The 22,671-nt window shown below is 69.0% G+C and carries 19 protein-coding genes; 10 read left to right on the plus strand and 9 right to left on the minus strand.

Translation table 11 applies throughout. The annotated features are described in order from the left end of the window. Positions 1–7 precede the first annotated feature (7 nt). The 7 genes from BST28156_RS17855 to BST28156_RS17885 all read left to right on the plus strand — a co-directional run bounded on the left by BST28156_RS17855 (position 8) and on the right by BST28156_RS17885 (position 6,190). Positions 8–199 (plus strand): hypothetical protein, encoded by a 192-nt coding sequence (locus BST28156_RS17855; RefSeq protein ID WP_174902935.1) that lies wholly within the window; start codon positions 8–10, stop codon positions 197–199. Continuing rightward, positions 196–978 carry a 5-oxoprolinase subunit PxpA gene (locus tag BST28156_RS17860; RefSeq protein ID WP_174902936.1) on the plus strand — a complete coding sequence of 261 codons (783 nt, stop codon included), beginning with the start codon at positions 196–198 and terminating at the stop codon, positions 976–978. Before BST28156_RS17855 ends, BST28156_RS17860 begins: the two co-directional genes overlap by 4 nt. Positions 979–995: 17 nt before the next feature. Further along, entirely contained in the window at positions 996–1,238 is a 243-nt protein-coding gene (locus tag BST28156_RS17865; protein WP_174902937.1) for an acetyl-CoA carboxylase, read from the plus strand. A 4-nt stretch (positions 1,239–1,242) separates the two neighbouring features. Continuing rightward, positions 1,243–2,739 (plus strand): acetyl-CoA carboxylase biotin carboxylase subunit, encoded by a 1,497-nt coding sequence (locus BST28156_RS17870; RefSeq protein ID WP_174902938.1) that lies wholly within the window; start codon positions 1,243–1,245, stop codon positions 2,737–2,739. Beyond that, positions 2,736–3,611: a 5-oxoprolinase subunit B family protein gene (locus BST28156_RS17875; protein WP_060246671.1), complete on the plus strand. Its 876-nt coding sequence runs from the start codon at positions 2,736–2,738 to the stop codon at positions 3,609–3,611. Before BST28156_RS17870 ends, BST28156_RS17875 begins: the two co-directional genes overlap by 4 nt. Further along, complete coding sequence (locus tag BST28156_RS17880) at positions 3,601–4,596, plus strand: 5-oxoprolinase subunit C family protein (RefSeq protein ID WP_174902939.1); 996 nt, start codon at positions 3,601–3,603, stop codon at positions 4,594–4,596. The genes BST28156_RS17875 and BST28156_RS17880 overlap by 11 nt, the downstream gene beginning before the upstream one ends. 238 nt (positions 4,597–4,834) lie before the next feature. Next, positions 4,835–6,190 (plus strand): purine-cytosine permease family protein, encoded by a 1,356-nt coding sequence (locus tag BST28156_RS17885; RefSeq protein ID WP_060246667.1) that lies wholly within the window; start codon positions 4,835–4,837, stop codon positions 6,188–6,190. Positions 6,191–6,209: 19 nt separating this feature from the next. Here the strand turns inward: BST28156_RS17885 and BST28156_RS17890 are convergent, their stop codons facing one another. Continuing rightward, positions 6,210–6,935: a copper homeostasis protein CutC gene (locus BST28156_RS17890; RefSeq protein ID WP_040128356.1), complete on the minus strand. Its 726-nt coding sequence runs from the start codon at positions 6,933–6,935 to the stop codon at positions 6,210–6,212. Positions 6,936–7,120: 185 nt separating this feature from the next. Next, positions 7,121–8,407, minus strand: coding sequence for a sensor domain-containing phosphodiesterase (locus BST28156_RS17895; protein WP_174902940.1), 1,287 nt, complete (start codon positions 8,405–8,407; stop codon positions 7,121–7,123). 306 nt (positions 8,408–8,713) lie between these two features. On the opposite strand from BST28156_RS17895, the gene BST28156_RS17900 reads away from it, so the two are divergent. Next, a complete protein-coding gene (locus BST28156_RS17900) occupies positions 8,714–10,381 on the plus strand; it encodes a Na+/H+ antiporter (RefSeq protein ID WP_174902941.1) in 1,668 nt (555 codons plus the stop codon). 107 nt (positions 10,382–10,488) lie between these two features. On the opposite strand, the gene BST28156_RS17905 is transcribed toward BST28156_RS17900, so the two are convergent. Beyond that, the gene (locus BST28156_RS17905; RefSeq protein WP_174902942.1) at positions 10,489–14,061 is read right to left on the minus strand and encodes an indolepyruvate ferredoxin oxidoreductase family protein; all 3,573 of its coding nucleotides are present in this window, start codon (positions 14,059–14,061) and stop codon (positions 10,489–10,491) included. 1,001 nt (positions 14,062–15,062) lie between these two features. Further along, a complete protein-coding gene (locus tag BST28156_RS17910) occupies positions 15,063–15,254 on the minus strand; it encodes a hypothetical protein (protein WP_174902943.1) in 192 nt (63 codons plus the stop codon). A gap of 1,342 nt (positions 15,255–16,596) precedes the next feature. On the opposite strand from BST28156_RS17910, the gene BST28156_RS17915 reads away from it, so the two are divergent. Continuing rightward, a complete protein-coding gene (locus tag BST28156_RS17915) occupies positions 16,597–17,220 on the plus strand; it encodes a glutathione S-transferase family protein (protein WP_060246659.1) in 624 nt (207 codons plus the stop codon). Positions 17,221–17,354: 134 nt separating this feature from the next. On the opposite strand, the gene BST28156_RS17920 is transcribed toward BST28156_RS17915, so the two are convergent. Continuing rightward, positions 17,355–18,329 carry an ion channel gene (locus BST28156_RS17920; RefSeq protein ID WP_174902944.1) on the minus strand — a complete coding sequence of 325 codons (975 nt, stop codon included), beginning with the start codon at positions 18,327–18,329 and terminating at the stop codon, positions 17,355–17,357. A gap of 167 nt (positions 18,330–18,496) precedes the next feature. Beyond that, complete coding sequence (locus BST28156_RS17925) at positions 18,497–19,513, minus strand: sulfate ABC transporter substrate-binding protein (protein WP_060246654.1); 1,017 nt, start codon at positions 19,511–19,513, stop codon at positions 18,497–18,499. 448 nt (positions 19,514–19,961) lie between these two features. On the opposite strand from BST28156_RS17925, the gene dapA reads away from it, so the two are divergent. Continuing rightward, complete coding sequence (gene dapA / locus BST28156_RS17930; RefSeq protein ID WP_174902945.1) at positions 19,962–20,855, plus strand: 4-hydroxy-tetrahydrodipicolinate synthase; 894 nt, start codon at positions 19,962–19,964, stop codon at positions 20,853–20,855. 55 nt (positions 20,856–20,910) lie between these two features. Here the strand turns inward: dapA and BST28156_RS17935 are convergent, their stop codons facing one another. The 3 genes from BST28156_RS17935 to BST28156_RS17945 all read right to left on the minus strand — a co-directional run bounded on the left by BST28156_RS17935 (position 20,911) and on the right by BST28156_RS17945 (position 22,652). Further along, positions 20,911–21,291 carry a type II toxin-antitoxin system VapC family toxin gene (locus BST28156_RS17935; RefSeq protein ID WP_174902946.1) on the minus strand — a complete coding sequence of 127 codons (381 nt, stop codon included), beginning with the start codon at positions 21,289–21,291 and terminating at the stop codon, positions 20,911–20,913. Beyond that, positions 21,291–21,497: a hypothetical protein gene (locus tag BST28156_RS17940; RefSeq protein ID WP_174902919.1), complete on the minus strand. Its 207-nt coding sequence runs from the start codon at positions 21,495–21,497 to the stop codon at positions 21,291–21,293. The genes BST28156_RS17935 and BST28156_RS17940 overlap by 1 nt, the downstream gene beginning before the upstream one ends. A gap of 108 nt (positions 21,498–21,605) precedes the next feature. Then, complete coding sequence (locus BST28156_RS17945; protein WP_174902947.1) at positions 21,606–22,652, minus strand: LysR substrate-binding domain-containing protein; 1,047 nt, start codon at positions 22,650–22,652, stop codon at positions 21,606–21,608. Between the last annotated feature and the right edge of the window lie 19 nt (positions 22,653–22,671).

A 22,671-nucleotide genomic window follows, 5' to 3' on the forward strand; every position in this document is an offset into this window, starting at 1 on the left:
GGCTTTCGTGAAAACCCTGCCGTCCCTGCTTCAGCAGCCCTGGCGGGCCGTTTTCGGCGATATCGAAAAAATCGATACCCTGGCATATAAAAATAGAACTATTTTGACTCGCCCCACGCGGCTAACCTCGCTTCAACACGGTTTCGACACGCGCACCGACGCCGGCGAACCGGAGAACCTGGAGGAACACACCGTATGAGGAAGCACAGCGTCGACCTGAATTCCGACATGGGCGAAGGCTTCGGCCCGTGGACGATCGGCGACGGCGTCGACGAGCAGATCATGCCGCTGATCAGCTCGGCGAACATCGCCACCGGCTTTCATGCCGGCGACCCGAACATCATGGCGCGCACGGTGCAGCTCGCGCGCGACGCCGGCGTCGGCATCGGCGCGCACCCGGGCTTTCGCGACCTGGTCGGCTTCGGCCGCCGCACGATCGCCGAATCGCCGCAGGCGCTCGTCAACGACATCGTGTATCAGCTCGGCGCGCTGCGCGAGTTCGCGCGGCTGAACGGCGTGAGCCTGCAGCACGTGAAGCCGCACGGCGCGCTGTACATGCACGCGGCCGCCAGCGAGACGTTCTCGCGGCTGCTGATCGAGACGCTGCAGCGCATCGATCCGGGCCTGTTGCTGTACTGCATGGAAGCGTCGGCCACCTGCCGCGTCGCCGCCGAATACGACCAGCCGGTGGTGCGCGAGTTTTATGCGGACCGCGACTACGACCGCAGCGGCTCGATCGTGTTTACGCGCCGCGTCGGCCGGCTCGACCCGCGCCAGGTCGCCGACAAGGTGCTGCGTGCGTGCATCGACGGCAAGGTACGCACGGTCGACGGCGACGACATCGACATCGATTTCGATTCGGTCTGCATCCACAGCGACACGCCGGGCGCGCTCGCGCTCGTGCGCGAAACGCGCGACGCGCTGACCCGCGAAGGCATCCGCACCGCCGGCCCGCAGCCGCTCGCCGCGCAACACTGATTCAAGGAGACAAAAAGATGGCATTGCACGACATCGTCAGCCCGCTGCCGGGCACCTTCTACCGGCGCCCGGCGCCCGATGCGGACTACTACGTCGCGCTCGATGCGACGGTGGCCGCCGGCGCCGTGGTCGGCCTCGTCGAAGTGATGAAGCAGTTCACCGAGATCGAGGCCGAGGTGCCGGGGCGCGTTGTCGAGCTGCTCGTCGAGGACGGCGAGCCGGTCGACGCGGGACAGGTGCTGATGCGGATCGAGGGGTGATGCGATGAATCCGGCAACCTCCTGCGACGCGTTCTATCGCCCGTCGCGCATCCGCACCGTGCTGGTCGCGAACCGCGGCGAAATCGCGGTGCGCGTGATTCGCGCCGCGCACGAGCTCGGGATGCGCGCAGTCGCCGTGGTCAGCGATGCGGACCGCGACAGCCTCGCCGCCCGCATGGCCGATGAAGCGATCCACATCGGCTCGTCGCATGCGGCGAAGAGCTACCTGAATCCCGCCGCGATCCTCGATGCCGCGCGGCAATGCGGCGCGGACGCGATCCATCCCGGCTACGGCTTCCTGTCCGAGAACGCCGCATTCGCCGCGCAGGTCGAAGCGGCCGGCCTGATCTTCGTCGGCCCGGACGCGCGGGTGATCGCGACGATGGGCGACAAGGCGCGCGCCCGCGACACCGCGCGGCGCGCCAACGTGCCGACCGTGCCGGGCAGCGACGGCGTCGTGCAGTCGCTCGACGCCGCGCGCGAGGTGGCGGCGCGCATCGGCTATCCGGTCATGATCAAGGCGGCCGCGGGCGGCGGCGGGCGCGGCATCCGCGTCGCGCACGACGCCGCGCAGCTCGACGCCGAGCTGCCGCTCGCGCAGCGCGAGGCGCAGGCCGCGTTCGGCGACGGCGGCGTCTATCTGGAGCGCTTCATCGCGCGCGCGCGGCACATCGAAGTGCAGGTGCTCGGCGACGGGCGCGACGTGGTCCATCTGTTCGAACGCGAATGCTCGCTGCAGCGCCGCCGCCAGAAGATCCTCGAGGAAGCGCCGTCGCCGTCGCTGACGCCGGCGCTGCGCGCCGAGCTGTGCGCATCGGCGACGCGTCTCGCGCGCGAAGTCGGCTATCGCAGTGCGGGCACGCTCGAATACCTGTTCGACGACGCGCGCGGCGAGTTCTACTTCATCGAGATGAACACGCGCATCCAGGTCGAGCATCCCGTGACCGAAGCGATCACCGGCATCGACCTCGTGCGCGAAACGCTGCGCATCGCCGACGGCGAGCCGCTGCGCTTCGCGCAGCAGGACATCGCGATGCGCGGCGCGGCGCTCGAATGCCGGATCAATGCGGAAGACCCGCTGCACGACTTCCGCCCGAATCCCGGCCGGATCGACGCGCTCGTGTGGCCGACCGGCCCCGGCGTGCGCGTCGACTCGCTGCTCTATCCGGGCTACGTCGTGCCGCCGTTCTACGACTCGCTGCTCGCGAAGCTGATCGTGCACGACGAGAGCCGTGCGGCGGCGCTGCAGCGTCTGTCGCGCGCGCTCGGCGAACTGCAGGTCGACGGCATGAAGACCACCGCGCCGCTGCACGCCGCGCTGCTCGCCGACGCCGACGTCCGCGCCGGCCGCTATCACACCAATTTCCTCGAGGCGTGGATGCCGCGATGGCGTGCGGCGCTCGACGCTGCGGCTGTCGCGGCGAGCCGGTCCGCACCCGCCTCCGGATCCGAATCAGCAAACGCAAACGCAGACGCGACGCGCGTCGGGGAGGCGCTGTGACGACCCGCTATACGTTCGGCGGCGACGAGTTCGTGTTCGTCGAGATCAGCGAAGCGATGTCGCTCGACGCCTTCTTCAAGGGCACCGCGATCACGCGCGAGCTGCAGCGCCGCGCGGTGCCCGGCATCACCGAGATCTGCCCGGCCAACGCGTCCTACCAGGTGCGCTACGACCCGGACACGCTCGCGCCCGACGCGCTGGTCGCGCTGCTGAAGTCGATCGAGGCCGACGTCGGCGAAGCGTCGCTCGAGCTCGACACGCGCATCGTCGAGGTGCCGGTGCTCTACAACGATCCGTGGACGCACGAGACGATGATGCGGTTCCGCGAGCGCCATCAGGATCCGTCGTCGACCGATCTCGAATACGCGGCGCGCATCAACGGCAAGCGCGACGTCGACGACTTCATCGCCGCGCATTCGGGCGCGCCGTGGTTCGTGTCGATGGTCGGCTTCGTCGCGGGCCTGCCGTTCATGTACCAGATGGTCGAGCGCGAACGCCAGCTCGAAGTGCCGAAATACCTGCGGCCGCGCACCGACACGCCGAAGCTGACGGTCGGCCACGGCGGCTGCTTCGGCTGTATCTACTCGGTGCGCGGCGCGGGCGGCTACCAGATGTTCGGCGTGACGCCGGCGCCGATCTTCGATCCCGAACAGCGGCTCGACTATCTGCGCGACTTCATGGTGTTCTTCCGCCCCGGCGACATCGTGAAGTTCCAGCCGATCGATCGCGCCGCGTACGACGCGGCCGTCGCGGCCGTCGAAGCCGGCACGTTCTCGCTGCGCGTGCGCCCCGTGAAATTCTCGCTCGACGCGTTCCGGCGCGATCCCGATGCGTACAACCGTTCTCTCGTCGAGGTGCTGCATGCAAGCTGACGCGCACAAGCTGATCGAGGTCGTGAAGCCCGGCCTCGCGACCTCGGTCCAGGACCTGGGCCGGCAAGGCTACTACCACGTCGGCATTCCGCCGTCGGGCTCGCTCGACCTGTACGCGTCGCGTGCGGCGAACCTGCTGGTCGGCAATCCCGAGCAGGCAGCCGTGCTCGAATGCACGCTGCTCGGTCCCGAGCTGCTGTTCCACACCGACGCGCTGATCGCCGTGACCGGCGCGGAGATGACGCCGAAGATCGACGGCGTCGGCCAGCGCTGCAACGTCGCGCTGCGCATCCGCGCGGGCAGCGTGCTGTCGTTCAGCTACGTGAAGGGCGGCGCGCGCGCGTATCTCGCGGTCGCGGGCGGCATCGACGTGCCGGTCGTGCTCGGCAGCCGCTCGACGTATGCACTCGGCGCGATCGGCGGCCATGCGGGCCGGCGTCTGCAGAAAGGCGACCGGCTGCCGGTCGGCGCGGCACGCGGGTCGGCCCGCGAAGGCCTCGAGCTGCCGCCGGCCGTGTGCCGGCCGCTCGACAGCCAGGTCGAGCTGCGCGTGCTGACCGGCCTCTACCACTACCGTCTGAGCGACGAATCGGCGCACACGTTCTTCGACGACGAATGGACGGTCGCGCCCGAGGCGGACCGCATCGGCTATCGCTACAAGAACGGTCGCGCGCTGCAGTTCAGGCCGCGCGAGCAGCCGTTCGGCGCGGGCGCCGATCCGTCGAACATCGTCGACGCGTGCTACCCGATCGGCTCGATCCAGGTGCCGGCCGGGCTCGAGCCGATCATCCTGCATCGCGACGCGGTGTCGGGCGGCGGCTACGCGACGATCGGCACGGTGATCAGCGCCGACCTGGACCTGATCGGCCAGATGCAGCCCAACCATCGCGCGCGCTTCGTGCGCGTGACGATGGCCGATGCGCTCGCCGCGCGTCGCGAGTACCAGCGACGCCTCGCGCTGCTGCACGCCGTGCTGCAGGACTGAGCGCAGGACGCCCGGCCGCCGCGCCGGGCGCTTGCCGCCGCAGCACCGCTGCCCCAGCGGTCGTTTTCCGCCTTTCGTATTTCGTTTCCCGCCCGCGCAGCCGCGCGCCGCGCGGCGGGGACGCTCGCGCGTTGTTTCTGCCGGACCGGTTGCCCGCCCGACGTCGGGGCAACCCTGCGGAGCGCATGCGCCGCAGCCGCGACGTCGTTCGCCGTTTCGCTCACCAAGGAGCACGCTCATGGCCAACCTGGCTCAGGCCCGCACCGACGAGGATCTCGACCTGTCGACGCTCGCCATTCCCGATCACGCGCGCATGCCGCCCTTCTCGCTGACGATGGCGTGGTGGGCCGTGTGCAGCGCGGTGTTCTACATCGTCGTCGGCGCCACGCTCGCACTCGCCTACGGCGCGCGCAACGCGCTGATCGGGATGGCGCTGTCGGTGGTGTCGTACGGCGCCGTCAACGCGATCATCAGCCGCTACGCGATCCGCACGGGGCTGTCGGTCGCGCTGTTCTCGCGCGTGCTGTTCGGCAGCGCGGGCGCCGCGCTCGCGACGCTGATCTTCTTCGCGACAGCGATCTACTACGCGGTGTTCGAAGGCTCGGTGATCGCGATCGCCGCGCATCACCTGTTTCCGGCGCTCGACTACAAATGGGCCGCGCTGCTCGTCGTCGGCTACAGCGTGCCGCTCGTGTTCGGCAGCGTGCAGCACTGGCTCGACAAGTTCAACGGCGTGCTGCTGCCGTTCTACCTGCTCGGGCTGCTCGCGGCGGTCGGGCTCGCGACGGCCGAATACGGCTATCACGCCGCGTGGCTCGACGTCGGCCCGGCCGGCGGCGCGCCGGCTGGCGGCTGGTGGCACTGCTTCGTCTACTACATGGGCGTGTGGGTGCTGATGATGTTCACGTTCGACTATGCGCGCTTCGGCCGCAGGCAGGACGCGCGCTATCACGGCCGCTTCAACTTCGGGATGCCGTTCTACCTCGTCACGTTCCTGCTGAACGGCGCGGCCGGCATCTATCTGGTCGGCACGATTCCCGGGCTCGGTACGCTGTCCGAAGTCTCGGTCGTGCTCGCGCTGCTGAAGCTGATGGGGCTGTGGGGCCTGCTGTTCGTATGGGTCACGCAGTCGCGCATCAACACCGCGAACTACTACCTCGCGACGGTCAACATGCAGGCGTTCTTCCAGAAAGTGGCCGGCCTGCGCGCGCCGAAGTTCGTGTGGGCGCTGGTGGTCGGCGCGGTGGTCTATGCGCTGATGATGGCCGACATCTTCTCGCGGATCCTGCAGGCGCTCGCGTACCAGGGCATCTTCGTCGTCGCGTGGGTCGGCGTCGCGCTCGCGCATATCCTGTCCGCGCGCTACGGCGAACTCGTCGGCGACGACGTCGAATGCCGCGACGCGCATGTGCCGACCTTCAACCCGGGCGGGCTCGCCGCGTGGTTCGCGGGTGCGTTCGCCGGGCTCGCGCTGAACCAGGCGAGCGGGTTTGCCGCGTCGCTGTCGGCGCCGGCGACCTTCGCCGTGTCGTGGCTCGTCTATCGCGCGCTGCTCGGCAGCGCGAAGCGCACCTGGTTCGTGCGGAACACGTGACGGTGCGGGAACGACCGCGTCACACGTGCTGCGCGGCGCCGTCGAGCGTCGCGCGCACCTTCGCGACGAGCGTTTCGTCGACCGGCGCCAGCACTTCGCCGCGCGGGCGCACGCCCGAACCGAAATGCACCGCGCGCACGCCGGTGGCCCGCACGAAATCGCCAACCGCGTCGAGCGTGAGGCCGGAGCCGGCCAGCACCGTGCAGGTCGTGCCGGCGGCCTGCCGCACCATGCGCGTGATCGTCGCCACCGCATCGAGCACCGACGGACGGCCGCCCGAGGTCAGCACCGAGGTGACGGCCGGCACGCGCAGCAGCGCATCGAATGCGGCGTTGAGATCGCGCGACACGTCGAACGCGCGATGAAAGGTGAGCGCGCGGCCGTCCGCGGCCGCGGCGATGCGCGCGAGCGCGTCGAGGTCGATGTCGCCGCGCGCGTCGAGCGCGCCGAACACGACGCCGTTCGCGCCGGCCGCGACGGCCGCGCGCACGTCGCGCTCGATCACGCGCAGATCGTCGGCGTCGTAGACGAACGAGCGGCTGTGCGGCCGCACGATCACGTTGACCGGAATCGGCACGGCCGCCACGACGGCCTCGACCAGACCGACGCTCGGCGTCAGCCCGCCTTCGCCGATCGCGGTCACGAGTTCGAGACGGTCGGCGCCCGCGCGGGCGGCGGCCTTCGCATCGCCGACGGTCGTGGCGATCACTTCGAGCAGAACGGAAGAAGCGGCGGTTCGGTTCATGGGCAGGGCGCGAATCGTCGGAGGGATTCGCGCATCCTAGCCGAGCGGCGCGAACGGCGCCAGCGTGCGGGCGCGGGTGCGGCGCACGCCGACGTCGCGCAGGCGTGCGGCGCCGGGCGCATCCGGGCGCGGCCTCCGGCACGCCGCGCGCTCACCCGTCAGCCGATCGCTGCCGCAAGCCGGCCCTAATTCGCGTCGGCGGCGTCCTCGGCCCAGTCGATATCGCCGCACAGCACGCGCTGCGCATCGCCGACCCGCACCGCGACCGACAGCGTCACGCACGGCTGCACCTCGTTGATCGACAGGTACGGGCGCGTCACCTGCACGCGCCCGGGTTCGGCGATCGCGGTGCGGAAATACGGCCGCCGCAGCCAGTTCGCGCCCTGCGCGTCCGACAGCGGCGAGAAACGCGCCTCGCGCAGCGCGCGATCGGCGCGCAGCACGACGTTGCGGCCGGCCTGCCGGCCCTGCGCGTCGAGCAGGAAGCAGCGCGCCGCGTCGTCGAGCGCGAGGAAGTTCCAGCACACCTCGTCGAGCGGCTCGCCTGCCGCGAGGCGTTCGGCCGCGCGCTCGAATGCACGCAGGTAGGGCACGAGACGCTGCGCATCGCGCCGCTCGCGCGCGTCGGCCTGCTGGCGATAACGCTCGGTCAGCTCGACGATGCAGCCCGTCGCGGCCGCGCTGTCGGGCAGCCCCGGCGCCGGGCGGCCGAAGTAGTAGCCCTGCACGAAATCGGCTTCGCACGACAGCGCGATCTGCGCCTCGTGCTCGGTCTCGATCCCTTCGACGAGCACCAGCTTGCCGGCCTCGTGCAGCAGCGTGACGAGCCCGTGCAGGATCGCGCTCGGCCCGGTGCGGTGCGCAGCGTGCGACAGCATGATGCGGTCGAGCTTCACGATGTCGGGGTCGAGCTGCCAGATCCGCTCGATATTCGAGTGGCCCGCGCCGAAATCGTCGAGCGCGATCAGGAAGCCCTGCGCACGGAACGCGCGCACCGCGTCGGCGAGCCGCTCGATGTCGTCCGCGCGCTGTTCGAGCACCTCGAGCACGATGCGGCGCGGCGGCACGCCGAGCCGCTTCAGGTTCGCGAGCAGCGCGGCGGCCTGGAACGGATCGGTCAGCACGCCCGGATGCACGTTCAGGAACAGCCACTCGCGCTCCGCGCCGAGCAGCGCGAAATTCTCGAGATGCAGCGCCTGCGCGAGCCGGTCGAGCTGCAGCAGCTCGCCGTGACGCGCGGCGTCGCCGAATACGTCGAGCGGCGACACGGGCCGGTCGAGCGTGTCGTGCGCGCGCAGCAGCGCCTCGTAGCCGACCGCGCGCTGATGCGACAGGCTGAATATCGGCTGGAACACGGTCGTGAGCGTCAGGTCGCGATGCCGCGTCGCGAGGCGCTCGAAGCCGGAGCTCACCTCGCGCTCGAACCGGTATGGCGACGCAGCGGCCGGACGCTCCTGTTGCACGATCGTCATACCTTCCTCCTCGGAGCGGTTTGCATGGGGAACGCGGCGGCTGACGAACCGGACGGCGCGCGGCATGGAAATATCATGGATCAACCCTCGGTTTTCCGGTCGGGACCGGACGGCAGCCATGCATCAAGCAAGCTCCGTGCAAGCCGCGACGACGCCCGCCGCGCGGTTGCGCACGGCTGCCGCACCAGCGTGGCGCAGCCGCGATGCACCGTTTTGAGGCATCCGCACCGGCGCACTCGAGCGCAGCGGTCACGCCGGCACGCTAAACTCCGTACGGTCGTTTCATTTCCCGCATGCGCCGTATCGATGGAAATCGTCTTCACAGTCCTGATCCTGCTGCTCACCGTCGCGCTGTCCGGCGCGCTGACGCGCACCTTGCCGCTGCGGCTGCCGTTGCCGCTGATGCAGATCGCGTTCGGCGCGATCCTCGCGTGGCCGAAGTTCAACCTGCACGTCACGTTCGATCCCGAAATCTTCATGCTGCTGTTCATTCCGCCGCTGCTGTTCGCTGACGGCTGGCGGATTCCGAAACGCGAGCTGTACCTGCAGCGCCGCGCGATCCTGATGCTCGCGTTCGGGCTCGTGTTCATGACGGTACTCGCAGTCGGGTACTTCGCGCATTGGCTGATTCCCGAGTTGCCGCTCGCCATCGCGTTCGCGCTCGCGGCCGTGCTGTCGCCGACCGACGCGGTCGCGCTGTCCGGCATCGCCGGCAAGGGACGGATCCCGCCGCAGCTGATGCACATCCTCGAAGGCGAGGCGCTGATGAACGACGCGTCCGGCCTCGTCGCGCTGAAGTTCGCGGTCGCCGCCGCGCTGACCGGCATGTTCTCGCTGCGCGACGCATCGCTCACCTTCGTGATCGTCGCCGCCGGCGGGCTCGCGACGGGCGCGGCCGTGTCGTGGATATTCAGCGCGGTGTCGACCCGCTTCCTGAACGCCGAGCAGGAAGGCGATCCGGCCCCCGGCATCGTGATGACGCTGCTGGTGCCGTTCGCGGCCTACCTGATCGCCGAGCACCTCGGACTGTCGGGCGTGCTCGGGGCCGTCGCGGCGGGGATGATGATGAATTACACGAGCTTCTCGCGCAAAAGCACGGTCGCGTCGCGCGTGCGCGCGGAAAGCACCTGGGCGATGATCGAGTTCGTGTTCAACGGCATGGTGTTCATCATGCTCGGGCTGCAGCTGCCGCACATCATCGGCCGCGCACTCGTCGATGCGCACCACACCAGCGACGCGCTGCTCGGCCGGATGCTGTTCAACGTCGTCGCGATGACGCTCGCGCTGTACGCGATCCGCTTCCTGTGGGTGTGGCTGCTGCGCTGGTTCGCGAGCCGGCGCGCGGCGCGCCAGGGTCTCGCGGGCACGATGGCCGGCGTGCGCACGATCGCGGTGATGACGGTCGGCGGCGTGCGCGGCGCGGTTACGCTCGCCGGCGTGCTGTCGATCCCGGTCGCGCTGCGCGACGGCGTGCCGCTGCCCGGCCGCGACACCGCGATCTTCATCGCGTCGGCGGTGATCCTCGTGTCGCTGGTGGTCGCGGTGATCGGCCTGCCGCTGCTGCTGCGCGGCGTGCGTTCGACGCGCAACCCGCTCGCCGACGAGGAGCGCATCGCGCGCGCGGCTGCCGCGCAGGCGGCGATTCGCGCGATCGATTCGTCGCACGACGCGATCGCGACCGACCTCGACGAATCGGGCGCCGCACGCTGCGCGGACATCTCCGCGCGCGTGATGGACCAGTATCGCCGCCGGCTCACCGCGCTCGCCGACGATGGCCCGACGCCGCGCGCGGAAGCGAAACAGTCCGAGACGATGGAACTGCAGATGCGGATCGCGGCGGTGCGCGCGGAGCGCTCGGCGCTGTACCGGCTGCGCAGCGAGAGCAAGATTTCGGACGAGACGCTGACGAAGCTGCTGCGCGAGATCGACCTGTCGGAAACCGCGCTGTCGACCCGCAAGAAGGGTATCGTCTGACGGCGCGGTGAACGCCGCGGGCGCGCAAAGCCGTGCGGCCTGCGCCGGCCCGTAAAGAAACGGCGACGCCCGCGCGTCGCCGTTTTCACGTCCGGGCGGTGTCGAGCCTACTTCGCGACGACGACCGGAATCCCCTTCAGCATGCCCGCGCCCTTCATCTCGTCGAGCGCATGCTGGACGGCCGCGCTTGTCGCCGCGTCGATGCCGAGCTGCAACGCCAGCTCGCGCTCCGTGCGCTTCACGCCGGCCAGGTTGCGCAGCTTCACGTGACCGAAGCCGCGCACGCGCGCATGCAGTTCGGCAAGCTGCACGACAAGCGCCGCGTTGCCGGCCGTCGTCACGGCGAACGCGCGCGTCAGCGTCGTCTCGTAGTCGTCGGCGAGTGCGCGCTCCATCCTGCGCTCGACGGTGCGGCCGAACGGATCGAGCCACGTGCCGCGCAGGCCGCGCACGCGCGCCATCACGCCGAACACCGGCCACATCCACTGGCCGAACACGCGCTTGCGCGGCGCGCTGCCGTCGCGGCCGGCCTTCGCGACCGTCGGCGGCGCGAGGTTGAACTTCACGCGGTAATCCTGCCCCGGCACGCCTTCGAACTGCGCTTCGAGCGCGGTGCGGAACGCGCCGTCCGCATACAGACGCGCGACTTCGTATTCGTCCTTCACCGCGAGCAGGCGATAAAAGGTCGTCGCGACCGCGCGCGTCAGCGTATCGTCGCCCTTCGCGCGCGCGGCGCCCACGAGTGCGCGGTAGCGCTCGACGTAGCGCGCGCCGCCGTATGCGTGAAGGCGCGTCTCGCGATCGGCGACCAGTTCGTCGAGCGTCTGCGGCGCGGCGTGCGCGGCCGCCGTGTGGCGCGCGTTCCACAACGCATCGAGGCCCGCCGCATCGCCGGCTGCCATCCGGCCGACCGAGAACGCGAGCTTGTTCATCGGCACCGCGACGTTGTTCAGCTCGATCGCGCGCATCATCGCGGCGAGCGACACCGGCACGAGGCCGAGCTGCCACGCGTAGCCGAGCATCAGGATGTTCGCGCCGATCGTGTCGCCGAGGAACTTCGCGGCGAGCGCCTGCGCGTCGCAGCTCGACAGGAAGCCGTCGCCGGCCGCGTGGCGCATCTTCTCGAGCAGCGCGTCCGCATGCAGGTTCGCGTCGGGGTTCTGCACGAACGATGCATTCGGAATCCGGTGCGTGTTGACGACGATTCGCGAGCGCTCGTGACGCACCGTCTGCAGCGCTTCGGCGCTGGCGCCGACCACCATGTCGCAAGCGAGCAGCACGTCGGCCTGCTGCGTGTCGATGCGCACCTGGTTCAGCCAGTGGTCGTTCGACGCGATCCGCACGAACGACAGCACCGAGCCGCCCTTCTGCGCGAAGCCCATGAAGTCGAGCACCGACGCGCTCTTGCCTTCGAGATGCGCGGCCATGCTGATCAGCGCGCCGACCGTCACGACGCCGGTGCCGCCGACGCCCGTCACCAGCATGTCGTACGGCGCCGCGTCGAGATGGGTCGCGGGCACCGGCAGCGCGTCGACGCGCACGGCCAGCGCCGCCTCGTCGAACGCCGCGCCGGCGGCCTTCTTCAGCGCCGCGCCTTCGACCGTCACGAAGCTCGGGCAGAAGCCGTTCACGCACGAATAGTCCTTGTTGCACGACGATTGATCGATCCGGCGCTTGCGGCCGAGCAGCGTTTCCAGCGGCTCGACCGACAGGCAGTTCGACTGCACGCCGCAGTCGCCGCAGCCTTCGCACACCGCGTCGTTGATGAACAGGCGCTTGTCCGGGTCGGGGAATTCGCCCTTCTTGCGGCGGCGGCGCTTCTCGGCCGCGCAGGTCTGGTCGTAGATCAGCACGGTGACGCCCGGCGTCTCGCGCAGCTCGCGCTGCACCGCGTCGAGTTCGCTGCGGTGATGGAACGTCGTGCCGGCCGGGAACAGCCCGTGATGGCCATCGTACTTCTGCGGCTCGTCGGACACGACGACGAAGCGCGACACGCCTTCGGCCTCGACCTGCCGCGCGATCTGCGGCACCGAGATGCTGCCGTCGACGGGCTGTCCGCCCGTCATCGCGACCGCGTCGTTGTACAGGATCTTGTAGGTGATGTTCGCCTTCGCGGCGACCGCCTGGCGGATCGCGAGGATGCCCGAGTGGAAGTAGGTGCCGTCGCCGAGGTTCTGGAACACGTGCTTCGTGTTGGTGAACATCGCGTGCGCGGCCCAGTCGACGCCCTCGCCGCCCATCTGGATCAGCCCGGTCGTGTCGCGCTCCATCCACGACGCCATGAAGTGGCAGCCGATGCCGGCCTGCGCGATCGAGCCTTCCGGCACTTTCGTCGACGTGTTGTGCGGGCAGCCCGAGCAGAAATACGGCGTGCGCTTCACCGCATCGGCCTCGTTCGACAGGATCTGCGGCGCGACCAGGTCGACGACGCGCTCGCGGCGGTCGAGCGCCGGCTTGTGGCGCGCGAGCCATTCGGCGAACACGGGCAGGATCCGCGACGGACGCAGTTCGCCCAGCTCGGACAGCAGGCACGCGCCCGCCGCATCGTGCTTGCCGAGCACGCGCGGACGCGCGGCGTCCGAGCGGTTGTACAAGTAGTCCTTGATCTGCTGCTCGATCACCGGGCCCTTTTCCTCGATCACGAGCACTTCGGCGAGGCCGTCGACGAAGGTTTCGATGCGCGTCATCTCGAGCGGATACGACAGGCCGACCTTGTAGATCCGCACGCCGGCCGCGTCGAGATCGGCGACCGTCAGGTCGAGGCGGCGCAGCGCCTCCATCAGGTCGAGGTGCGCCTTGCCGCAGGTGACGATGCCGACGTTCGCGTGCGCGGACGGCGCGATCCATTTGTCGATGCTGTTGGTGCGCGCGAAGTGGCGCACCGCGTCGAGCTTCGCGGCGAGGCGCGCCTCGATCGTCAGGCTCGGCAGGTCGGGCCAGCGGTTGTGCAGGCCGCCTGCGGGCGGCGTGAAGCCTTGCGGCGCGGGCCAGTGCGTCTGCAGCGCGTCGAGATCGACGGTCGAGCCGGACTCGACGGTCTCCGAGATCGCCTTGAAGCCGACCCACGCGCCCGAATAGCGCGACAGCGCCCAGCCGTACAGCCCGAATTCGAGCATGTCGGCGATGTTCGACGGGTTCACGACCGGCATGTGCCACGCGATCATCGCGAAATCGCTCTGGTGCGGCATCGACGACGACACGCAGCCGTGATCGTCGCCCGCGACCACGAGCACGCCGCCGTGCGGCGACGAGCCGTACGCGTTGCCGTGCTTCAGCGCGTCGCCCGCGCGGTCGACGCCCGGGCCCTTGCCGTACCACATCGCGTACACGCCATCGACGGTGCGTTCGGGATCGGCCTCGACGCGCTGCGTGCCGAGTACCGCGGTGCCGCCGAGTTCCTCGTTGATCGCGGGCAGGAAGCGCACGCCGCTCGCGTCGAGCAGTTTCTTCGCCTTCCACAGCTGCTGGTCGACCATGCCGAGCGGCGAGCCGCGATAGCCGCTGACGAAGCCGGCCGTGTTCAGGCCCTGCGCGGTATCGGCCGCGCGCTGCATCAGCAGCAGCCGCACCAGCGCCTGCGTGCCGGTCAGGAAGATCCGGCCGCGCGTCGCGCTCAGGTTGTCGGTCAGACGGTAGTCGGAAAGGGCGGGCGTGCCGTCGATCGGCAGGCGGGCTGTCATGGGGACGTCTCCTGATTTGTGCTGTTCTGGCTGCGCGGCGCGGCGTCGGGCGACGTCGGGCCGGCGGCAGCGCGATGGCTCTATTTTTTCGCGCGCAGCCGAGAATGTTTTTTCTCATCTTGCGCGGACCGCGCGGTGGCGAGAAAAACTGCGCAGCTTTTGGCGCGGATTTGAGAGAGTTTTCGCGCAGCGCCGGATCGGTCGGCGGTACGTGCCGGAACGGGGTGGCGGCATTGCCGGTCGCGACGGCGGCGGCCGGCGGGGATGGCGGCCGCGGGTTGGAAGCAGCCGGCTGTGGGCCGTGCGGCCAGGGTTTCGGGCGATTCGCGGCGGCATCCTCACCGTTGCCGCGCACAGCGTTTCGAGTGTCGCGGAAGGCCGGATGTCCACATTGCAGCTCGGCGGGCACCCTCACCGTTCGGTTGCACAGCGTTTCGGGTGGTTTTCACTCGGCGGCCGGATGATGCTCACCGATGAAATGCACAGAGATGCGAGTGATTGCCGGAAGAGGATATCCACATCGGCATTGGCCGAATCATGCGATTGCGCATGCTCTCACCTTGCAAATGCACAGGCGTTCGAGTGGTCGGTCGAGCCGGATATCCACATCGGAAACCGGCTTCGTTCATTGAACGCGGGTTGCGTTTGATGGACAATGCGCGGCGCGGCGGGCGATGAAAATCCGCCCCTTGCTCGGCCTGCTCTCCGATGCTCACCGTCGAAATGCACAGCGCGTCGAGTGGCTTCGGAGGCGGGATATCCACATGCGCGCGCATTCGTCGGGCGATCGGGAGGCCGCGCTCGTCGCGGAAAATGCCTGCCGCGCCGAATCGCTGCAACCGCGGGGCAGCCCCGCTGCATCGACGTTGCGCGCGATTGCGCAGCGACGCTCACCATCGAAATGCACAGGGTTTCGAGTGGGCGCGGAGGCCGGATATCCACATCGGCGCCGCTGCCGCCGTTCGCTCGCGCGCCGGCGCGATGCGATTCATGTCAGGGAATCATTCGCTCAGGATGTCCATCGAGCGAAGCGCGCTGTTTTCGTCGAAATCGCCTTCCCGATATATTCCGCCCGCGAGCCGCTCGCTGAATCCGGGCTTCGCTTTGACGAACCCGCAGTCACCTCCCGTCGCCAGCGCTTTTCCGTCCGGCAGCGGCGCAAGCGCGAAGCCGCTTCCCACCGCCTTGTTCATAGAACCGGTGGCGCACTGCGTACCGTTTTCCGCGTGGTTGAGATCAGCCGAATCGAGATCGAGGTTCTCGTGGGTCAGTGGCTATCGCGACGCGCTGCTCGGCATGATCGACCGGCAGTCGCGGAAAGCGAAAATCGAGGCCGCAGGCCGCCCCGTATGGCCCGCGCGCGATCATGCGCACGCGCTCACCGTTGCAAGACACAGGATGTCGAGTCGTTGCGACGGGCAGATATCCACAACGCATGTCGGTCAGGTTGATTCGAGTCGCAGTTCGAAGCGGCTGGCGGAAGCACCAGCGCCTTGACGGCGCGAAACCCTTGCCCGGACGGCCTCTGCCGGCAGATGCGCACACCCTCACCATCGAAATGCACAGCGCGTCGAGTCGTTTCGAGCGGAGATATCCACATCGATGCTCGCCCGATCGCTCGGCGGCGGGCACGCGTCCGCGTCACGTCCAATACCGCGAGCATCCACGTCGAAATCCTCGTCCGGTGCGGCCGAACGCACATCCTCACCATCGGGACGCACAGCGATTCGAGTCTTTGCGTGAGCCGGATATCCACATCGCCCCATGCTTCGTCCACCCGATCGCTCGCGCTCACCGTCGAGATGCACAGCAATGCGAGTCTGCCCGGGTCTCGGTTATCCACATCGAAACGCCGGCCCTGGTTCGATCGGCCACTCACCGTCGCGCGCGAAATGCGCGGCGAAGCGATCCTATCCGCGCCGCGGAAAAGCGCCCCGGGCACGGCCGTCACGCAGCGGACGGCTCCCTCTCACCGATGAAATGCACAGCGATGCGAGTCCATTCGCGGCCCGGATATCCACATCGCGACGCCAGCTTCGTCATACCGGACGCGCTTCGCACCCGTTCGAATACCGGATATCCACACGCCGCTGACACTCCGCCGGACCGCATTCCCGCGCATCGAATCGTGCGGGGGACCGGATACTACATCGAAACGAGCGTTTCATCCCGTTGAATGTTCGACGCTCACCGTTGAAAGTCACAGTTTTTTGCGTCGATTCGATCCACGGTTCCCGCATCCCGGCCGCCGCATCGGCATCGGGAACCTGACGTGCATGCGGCGCTGTCCGACGCGCCCGCTCTGCACAATCTGTTCACGGACCGCCCTGTCATCCGGAAAGTCGTGTGGATTTTCATTGCTAGTGCTTTTATAACTAGTTATAAAAATCCGCCCTCATCCATACGCCTCCCGGACGATGTTGCCCAAAGAAATCAAAGTCCCGCTCCCTCCGCGCCGCCCGCCCCTGTCCGAACCGCCTTCGGTCGGGTACGCTTGAGCCTCCAGCGATACCGACACCCCGACGCGGAGGCGCGATGAAGCTCTACTACTGGCCGAAAACCCGGGCGTTCCGGGCGCTGTGGATGCTCGAGGAGATCGGCGCCGTCTACGAGCTCGTACCGATCGACCTGCGCTCGCACGAACAGGGCAGCGACGCGTTCATCCAGGTCAATCCGATGGCGAAGCTGCCCGCGCTCGACGACAGCGGCGGCGGCGGCGCACCGTTCGCCGAATCGGGCGCCGTGCTGCTCTATCTCGCCGACCGTTGTCCAGCCGCCGGCCTCGGCGTCGCGCCGGACGATCCGCTGCGCGGCCGCTTCCTGCAGTGGATGTTCTTCACGCCGACCTGCCTCGAACCGGCGATGGCCGAGAAATTCACCGGCGCGTCGGGCAACCCGGTCGCATTCGGCTGGGGCAACATCGCGCGCGTGCAGCGCGCGCTCGCGCAGACGCTCGCCCATAGCCCGTGGCTCGTCGGCGACCACTTCACCGCGGCCGACCTGCTGCTCGCCAGCACGCTGAAGATTGCGTTCGATGCCCGTCTGCTGCCGCACGAAGGTGTGCTCGGCGACTACGTCGCACGCGCCGAGGATCGCGACGGCTATCGGCGCGCAGCCGCGATCGAACAGCGCGAAGCGGCGCGCCTGCTGCATGCGTGACGCGCGCGGCCGGCGCGCCTGCACCGCGACGGCCGGGCAGATCGCGACGCGCTCGACGTAACGCCATCCGCGCTGCGCATCGTCGCGGCGCGGCGGCGCATGGCGTGTCCCGCCCCGCCATCGGCAAAACGACGCTAGGCGCGCGGCGAAGCCTGCACCGCGCCGCCGGACACCACCGTCGCGCCCGGCAGCCCGCCGTCGCCGTCCGTGTCCGTGTCGGCCTCGACCGCGACGACCTCGTGAAAGTGCGTGTAGTCGATATGCGTGATGCCGCCCTCGTCGCGCATCAGATCGACATAGCGGTGACGCCAGCGGATCTGCGCGTGCGTCCACTCGTGACGCGCCTGCATCACCTGCGCGGTGGTCTCGTCCGAACCCTCGATCCGAAGCAGCAGCGACGCATCGCGCGCCGCGAGCGACTCGGGCGTCTCGCCGAACAGCGGGCTCGACTCGTCGATCACGTGCATCAGGTTCCAGCCGAGCAGGAAAATCGGATGCTCGCTGCGCACGAGCGGCAGGTCGTGGATCTTGCGCAGCGTGTAGCCCTCGTGCGTGGCTTCGATGCGCATCAGCCGCAGTTTCGCGCGCGCCTCCGCGATCACGTTCTGGCGCGCGTTCGCGGCCCGCACCATCAGCGTCATGCGGCCGTTCAGCGGCCGGACGATCGCGTACCGCGCGAACAGGATCTTCGCCTGCGGACGGGAAAACCGCGCGAACACGAGGCCCGTGGCCAGCGCGATGCCCGACATCCCGATGAAGATCTCGAACGTCGCGACCAGGTGCGCATAGACGGTCTGCGGGTGCATGTCGCCGTAGCCGACGGTCGCGAGCGTCTCGACGCTGAAAAAGAACGCGCCGCCGAAGCCGGCCGGCGACTGGTTCGCAATCGGCGCATGGCCGAGCAGGTAGAGCGTCGCGAAGCCGCCGTTGAGCAGCAGGAACAGCAGCGCGAGCGACAGGAAGAACACCGGCCAGCTCACCGTCAGCGCGCGGTGATAGAGGTCGCGCCAGCCGAGCGGCGGCATCCCGTACGCGACCACCGGGCGCGTGCCCGACCAGATCTTGCGGCCACGGCCGCGGGAGGCTGAGGAGGACGAATCGACGTTCATCGCGCGGCGCCTGAAGCAGGGAGGCGATGAGCGTAGCACGCGCGACGGCGCCCGGGAATGCGCGCCGACGCGAAGCAGGTACGAGGCGCCGCATGCCGGGCCGGCGAAAAAAACCGGCCGCGTGGGCGGCCGGCTTCGTTCGTATCGTGCGGCGCGATGCGCGGCCGTTACTTCCGGTCGACGATCACGCGATCGAACGTGCCGCCGTCGGCGAAGTGCGTCTTCTGCGCGTTCGCCCAGCTGCCGAAGACCTGCTCGACGCTGAACGTCTTCAGCGGCTTGAATTCGGCCGCATGCTTCTTCAGCACGTTCGCGTCGCGCGGCCGCAGATGATGCTGCGCGATGATCTCCTGCGCTTCCGGCGTGTACAGGTAGTCGAGATACGCCTGCGCGACCTTGCGCGTGCCCTTCTTGTCGACGACCTTGTCGACGACGGCGACGGGCGGCTCCGCGAGGATGCTCGCCGACGGATACACCGCGTCGAACGCCGCGCCCGACGCGCCGCTGTCCATCAGCGCGACCTCGTTCTCGAACGTGACGAGCACGTCGCCGATCCCGCGCTGCGTGAACGTCGTCGTCGCGCCCCGGCCGCCCGAGTCGAGCACCGGCACGTTGCGGAAGATCGCCTTCTCGAAATCGAGCGCCTGCTGGTCGGTCGCGCCCTTCAGCTTCTGATAGCCCCACGCGGCCAGGTACGCGTAGCGGCCGTTGCCCGACGTCTTCGGATTCGCGATGATCACCTGCACGCCCGGCTTCGCGAGATCGCTCCAGTCCTTGATCGCCTTCGGGTTGCCCTTGCGCACCAGGAACACCATCGTCGTCGAGTACGGCGAGCTGCTGTCCGGGAAGCGGGCGCGCCAGTCCTTCGGCAGCAGCTGGCCGCGCTCGGCGAGCAGGTCGATGTCGTTCGGCTGGTTCATCGTCACGACGTCGGCCTGCAGCCCCTGCAGCACCGACAGCGCCTGCGCGCTCGACGCGCCGTGCGACTGCTTGATCGTGACCGTCTCGCCGGTCTTCTGCTTGTACGCGGCGGCGAAGCTCGCGTTGATGTCCTTGTACAGCTCGCGCGTCACGTCGTACGACACGTTCAGGATCGACGTGTCCGCGTGCGCGGCCGTCGCCGCCATGACCAGCGCCGCCGCGCCCGTGTGCAGCCAGCGGCCGATCCCCTTGATGCTTGCCATCGTGATATGCCCCGCTTCCAGTGTGGTGAATGTGCGTGGCGGCGCGCGCACGCACCGTCATCGAATCGTAAGCGGGCATTCTAGCGGCCGGGCGCGACGCTCCTTCCAATCTGTCGTGGAATGCAAATTACCAATTCTGCTAAACCGCGCCGGCTCTCGCGCGCATCCGCGATCCGGTGTTAAGATCGCCGCTCAGCCCACTTACGGTTCCTCCATGTCCGCTGCCCTGTGCTCGCTTCCGATCCTCGCCGCCGTCGCGGCAGGTACGCGCGCGGCCGGGCTGAAACTGAAAAAACGACTCCTCGACTGACGGGGATGTCGCGTCCCGTCAGGCGAATGCCGGACGGGATGCCCGCAGGTCGTTTCTTTCTCCTCGCTTGCACGCCTCGATCCGGCTCTGCGCCGGCGGAACGGTTCCCACCATGCCGTTTCCACCATGAGGCTTTGCATGCAAACACGTTTCGAAGGTATCTGGCTGCCGATCATCACGCCGTTCCACCACGGCGAAGTCGACCACGCCGCGCTCGCACGACTCGCGCGCCACTACGCGGCCGCAGGCGTCGCCGGGTTCGTCGCGGGCGCGACGACCGGCGAAGGCGTGCTGCTCGACGCACGCGAGCAGGATGCCGTGTTCGCGACGCTGCGCGACGCGGTGCCGGACCTGCCGATCGTCGTCGGGCTCACCGCGAGCGCCACGCATTTCGCGGCCGCCCGCGCGCGCGAACTCGCCGCACTGCGCCCCGACGGGCTGCTCGTCACGCCGCCCGTCTACGTGCGGCCGACCCAGGACGGGATTCGCCGCCACGTCGAGACGATCGTCGGCGCGGCCGACCTGCCGGTGCTCGTCTACAACATCCCGTACCGCACCGGCGTGAACGTCGAACTCGACACGCTGCAGGCGCTCGCGCGCGACGCGCGCGTCGCCGGCATCAAGGAATGCGGCGGCACGCTCGAACGGATGAGCCGGCTCGTGCACGACACGCCGCTCGCGGTCTTCTCCGGCGACGACAACCAGAACTTCGCGGCACTGTGCGCGGGCGCGCACGGCACGATTGCCAGCAGCGCGCACGTGCTGCCCGAATGGCATGTGCGGATCCATGCGCTGCTGCGCGACGGACGCCTCGCCGACGCGCGGCGCCTGTCGGTCGCGCTGCAGCCGCTCGTCGCGGCGCTGTTCGCGGAGCCGAACCCGGCGCCGGTGAAGGCCGTACTGGCCGCGCAAGGGTGGTGCGAGGACGGGTTGCGGTTGCCGTTCGTGCCGGCGAGCGACGCGTTGCGGCAGAGGCTCGCGACAATCGGCGCGTCACTGCAGGAGACCGGGCGGAACGTCGCGGCGGTTTAGGCGACAGCGCGGCACGCGGTACCGGCAACGCGGGGATCCAGTCCTGCAGACTGTTTCAAACCGTCAGAACCAGCGATGCGCCGTACCGCGCGAGATGGCCGTCGGCAGTGACGAGCCGCAGGGGTTCGTGGCGCGCCTGCGCGACGAGCAGACGATCGAACGGGTCGCGATGGTGCCGCGGCAAATCGCGCACGGCCGCTCCATGCGCGGCCCGGACCGGCAGTTTGCGGAACCCGCTCAAGCCGATCGCGCGGCTCAGCCGGCCCACGTCGACATCGAGCTTCCCCAGCCCCGCCTTGATCGCGACCTCCCAGATACTTGCGCTGCTGACGAACCGCTCGTCAGCCGCGCAAATCAGTCTGCGCGCCCGCATGCTGAGCTTTCGGTCGTTCGTCACGATCCAAAGGAAGATGCGTGTATCGAGCAGCAGCCGCATCAGCGCCCTTCGAAAGCGTCGAGCAGATCGTCCGGCAGCGGTGCGTCGAAGTCGTCCGGGATCCGGATCTGACCTTGCAGGATTCCGAACCGAACGGGCGACACGGCGGGCGCGCTCCATTCCGCCGAAGCCTGCTGGCTCGACTGCGAGGCATCGGCGCGTTGCAGTGAATCGGTCCTGATTTCCGGCGAGTTCGTGTTTTGCATGATGATCTCCGTTTCAAGTGATCACCACAGTAGTTGGTTTTTTCCGGTCGGGCCACCTGGCCGAACGGGATATCGGTACTGGTCGGCTTCGCGTTCGAGAACCGTCGGTCAGGCCGCGAGCGCCGCCACCGACGCATCCGTCGCATCGCGCACCGCCTGCGCGACGATCCGCGCGAGCTGGTCGACCGTCGGCGTCGCCGACGACGCGCGTCGCAACAGGATCAGCGGCAGGCTCGGCAGCTCCGGCAGGCCGAACGACGCAGCGTCGAGCAGGCGCACCGACGCAGGCAGCCCGTAGCGCGTGCGTACCGTCAGCCCGAGACCGGCCGCAGCGGCCGCCCATAGCCCGGCAAGGCTCGGCGTCGTGAACGCGACGCGCCACGGCACGCCCCCCCGATCGAGCGCGTCCGTCGCCGCGCCGAAAAACCGGCACGGCCGGTCGAACACGACCAGCGGCAGCGGTTCGCCCGGCGCGGGAACGGTCGCCCGGATGCCGGCTTCATCCGATGCGTTCGATGACGCCACGCTCGGCCCGCCGGCCGTCCAACCGGCCGTCCCGATCCAGCGCATCGGTACCTGCGCGATCGTTTCGCTGTCGATCCCCGCCCGCGACACGAGCGCCGCCGACGCCGGATCGCCCCATACGAGCGCAAGATCGAGCTGCTGCGCATCGAGCCGGTCGAGCAGATCGGCATTGCGTGCGACCCGCGCCTCGATCCTCACCTTCGGATGCGCGCGCGCAAAACGCCCGAGCACGTCGGGCAGGATTGCCTCGCCGAAATCCTCCTGCAGGCCGACCCGCACCCACCCGTCGAGATTCACGCCGCGCACGGCCGCCGCCGCCTCGTCGTTCAGCTCGATCATCCGCCGCGCGTAGCGCAGCATCGCATCGCCGGCGTCGGTCAGCGCGAGCCCGCGCCCGGCTTTCACGAACAGCGGCGTGCCGGCCTGTTCCTCGAGCTTGCGGATCTGCGCGCTCACCGCCGACGACGAGCGCGCGACGCGATCGGCCGCCTTCGCGAAACTGCCGAGATCCACGCCCGCGACCAGACTGCGCAGCGCCGCAATGTCGAAGTTGGGCCGAGCCGATGCAACGTCGGCGCCCGCGTGCGCCGCGTCGTCGTACGCAGCAGAGTGTCCGGACATTTCAACCATCCCGTTTTATCGAACGATT

The organism is Burkholderia pseudomultivorans, from assembly GCF_902499075.1.
Classification (GTDB): Bacteria; Pseudomonadota; Gammaproteobacteria; order Burkholderiales; family Burkholderiaceae; genus Burkholderia; species Burkholderia pseudomultivorans.

What these genes read in the sequence shown, in the direction of transcription:
- BST28156_RS17870 (WP_174902938.1), top strand. Translation starts at nt 1,243, where the DNA reads ATGAATCCGGCAACCTCCTGCGACGCGTTCTATCGCCCGTCGCGCATC.
- BST28156_RS17945 (WP_174902947.1), bottom strand. Translation starts at nt 22,652, where the DNA reads ATGGTTGAAATGTCCGGACACTCTGCTGCGTACGACGACGCGGCGCAC.
- BST28156_RS17940 (WP_174902919.1), bottom strand. Translation starts at nt 21,497, where the DNA reads ATGCAAAACACGAACTCGCCGGAAATCAGGACCGATTCACTGCAACGC.
- BST28156_RS17880 (WP_174902939.1), top strand. Translation starts at nt 3,601, where the DNA reads ATGCAAGCTGACGCGCACAAGCTGATCGAGGTCGTGAAGCCCGGCCTC.
- BST28156_RS17900 (WP_174902941.1), top strand. Translation starts at nt 8,714, where the DNA reads ATGGAAATCGTCTTCACAGTCCTGATCCTGCTGCTCACCGTCGCGCTG.
- BST28156_RS17905 (WP_174902942.1), bottom strand. Translation starts at nt 14,061, where the DNA reads ATGACAGCCCGCCTGCCGATCGACGGCACGCCCGCCCTTTCCGACTAC.
- BST28156_RS17910 (WP_174902943.1), bottom strand. Translation starts at nt 15,254, where the DNA reads ATGAACAAGGCGGTGGGAAGCGGCTTCGCGCTTGCGCCGCTGCCGGAC.
- BST28156_RS17865 (WP_174902937.1), top strand. Translation starts at nt 996, where the DNA reads ATGGCATTGCACGACATCGTCAGCCCGCTGCCGGGCACCTTCTACCGG.
- BST28156_RS17915 (WP_060246659.1), top strand. Translation starts at nt 16,597, where the DNA reads ATGAAGCTCTACTACTGGCCGAAAACCCGGGCGTTCCGGGCGCTGTGG.
- BST28156_RS17925 (WP_060246654.1), bottom strand. Translation starts at nt 19,513, where the DNA reads ATGGCAAGCATCAAGGGGATCGGCCGCTGGCTGCACACGGGCGCGGCG.
- BST28156_RS17890 (WP_040128356.1), bottom strand. Translation starts at nt 6,935, where the DNA reads ATGAACCGAACCGCCGCTTCTTCCGTTCTGCTCGAAGTGATCGCCACG.
- BST28156_RS17860 (WP_174902936.1), top strand. Translation starts at nt 196, where the DNA reads ATGAGGAAGCACAGCGTCGACCTGAATTCCGACATGGGCGAAGGCTTC.
- BST28156_RS17935 (WP_174902946.1), bottom strand. Translation starts at nt 21,291, where the DNA reads ATGCGGCTGCTGCTCGATACACGCATCTTCCTTTGGATCGTGACGAAC.
- dapA (WP_174902945.1), top strand. Translation starts at nt 19,962, where the DNA reads ATGCAAACACGTTTCGAAGGTATCTGGCTGCCGATCATCACGCCGTTC.
- BST28156_RS17885 (WP_060246667.1), top strand. Translation starts at nt 4,835, where the DNA reads ATGGCCAACCTGGCTCAGGCCCGCACCGACGAGGATCTCGACCTGTCG.
- BST28156_RS17895 (WP_174902940.1), bottom strand. Translation starts at nt 8,407, where the DNA reads ATGACGATCGTGCAACAGGAGCGTCCGGCCGCTGCGTCGCCATACCGG.
- BST28156_RS17920 (WP_174902944.1), bottom strand. Translation starts at nt 18,329, where the DNA reads ATGAACGTCGATTCGTCCTCCTCAGCCTCCCGCGGCCGTGGCCGCAAG.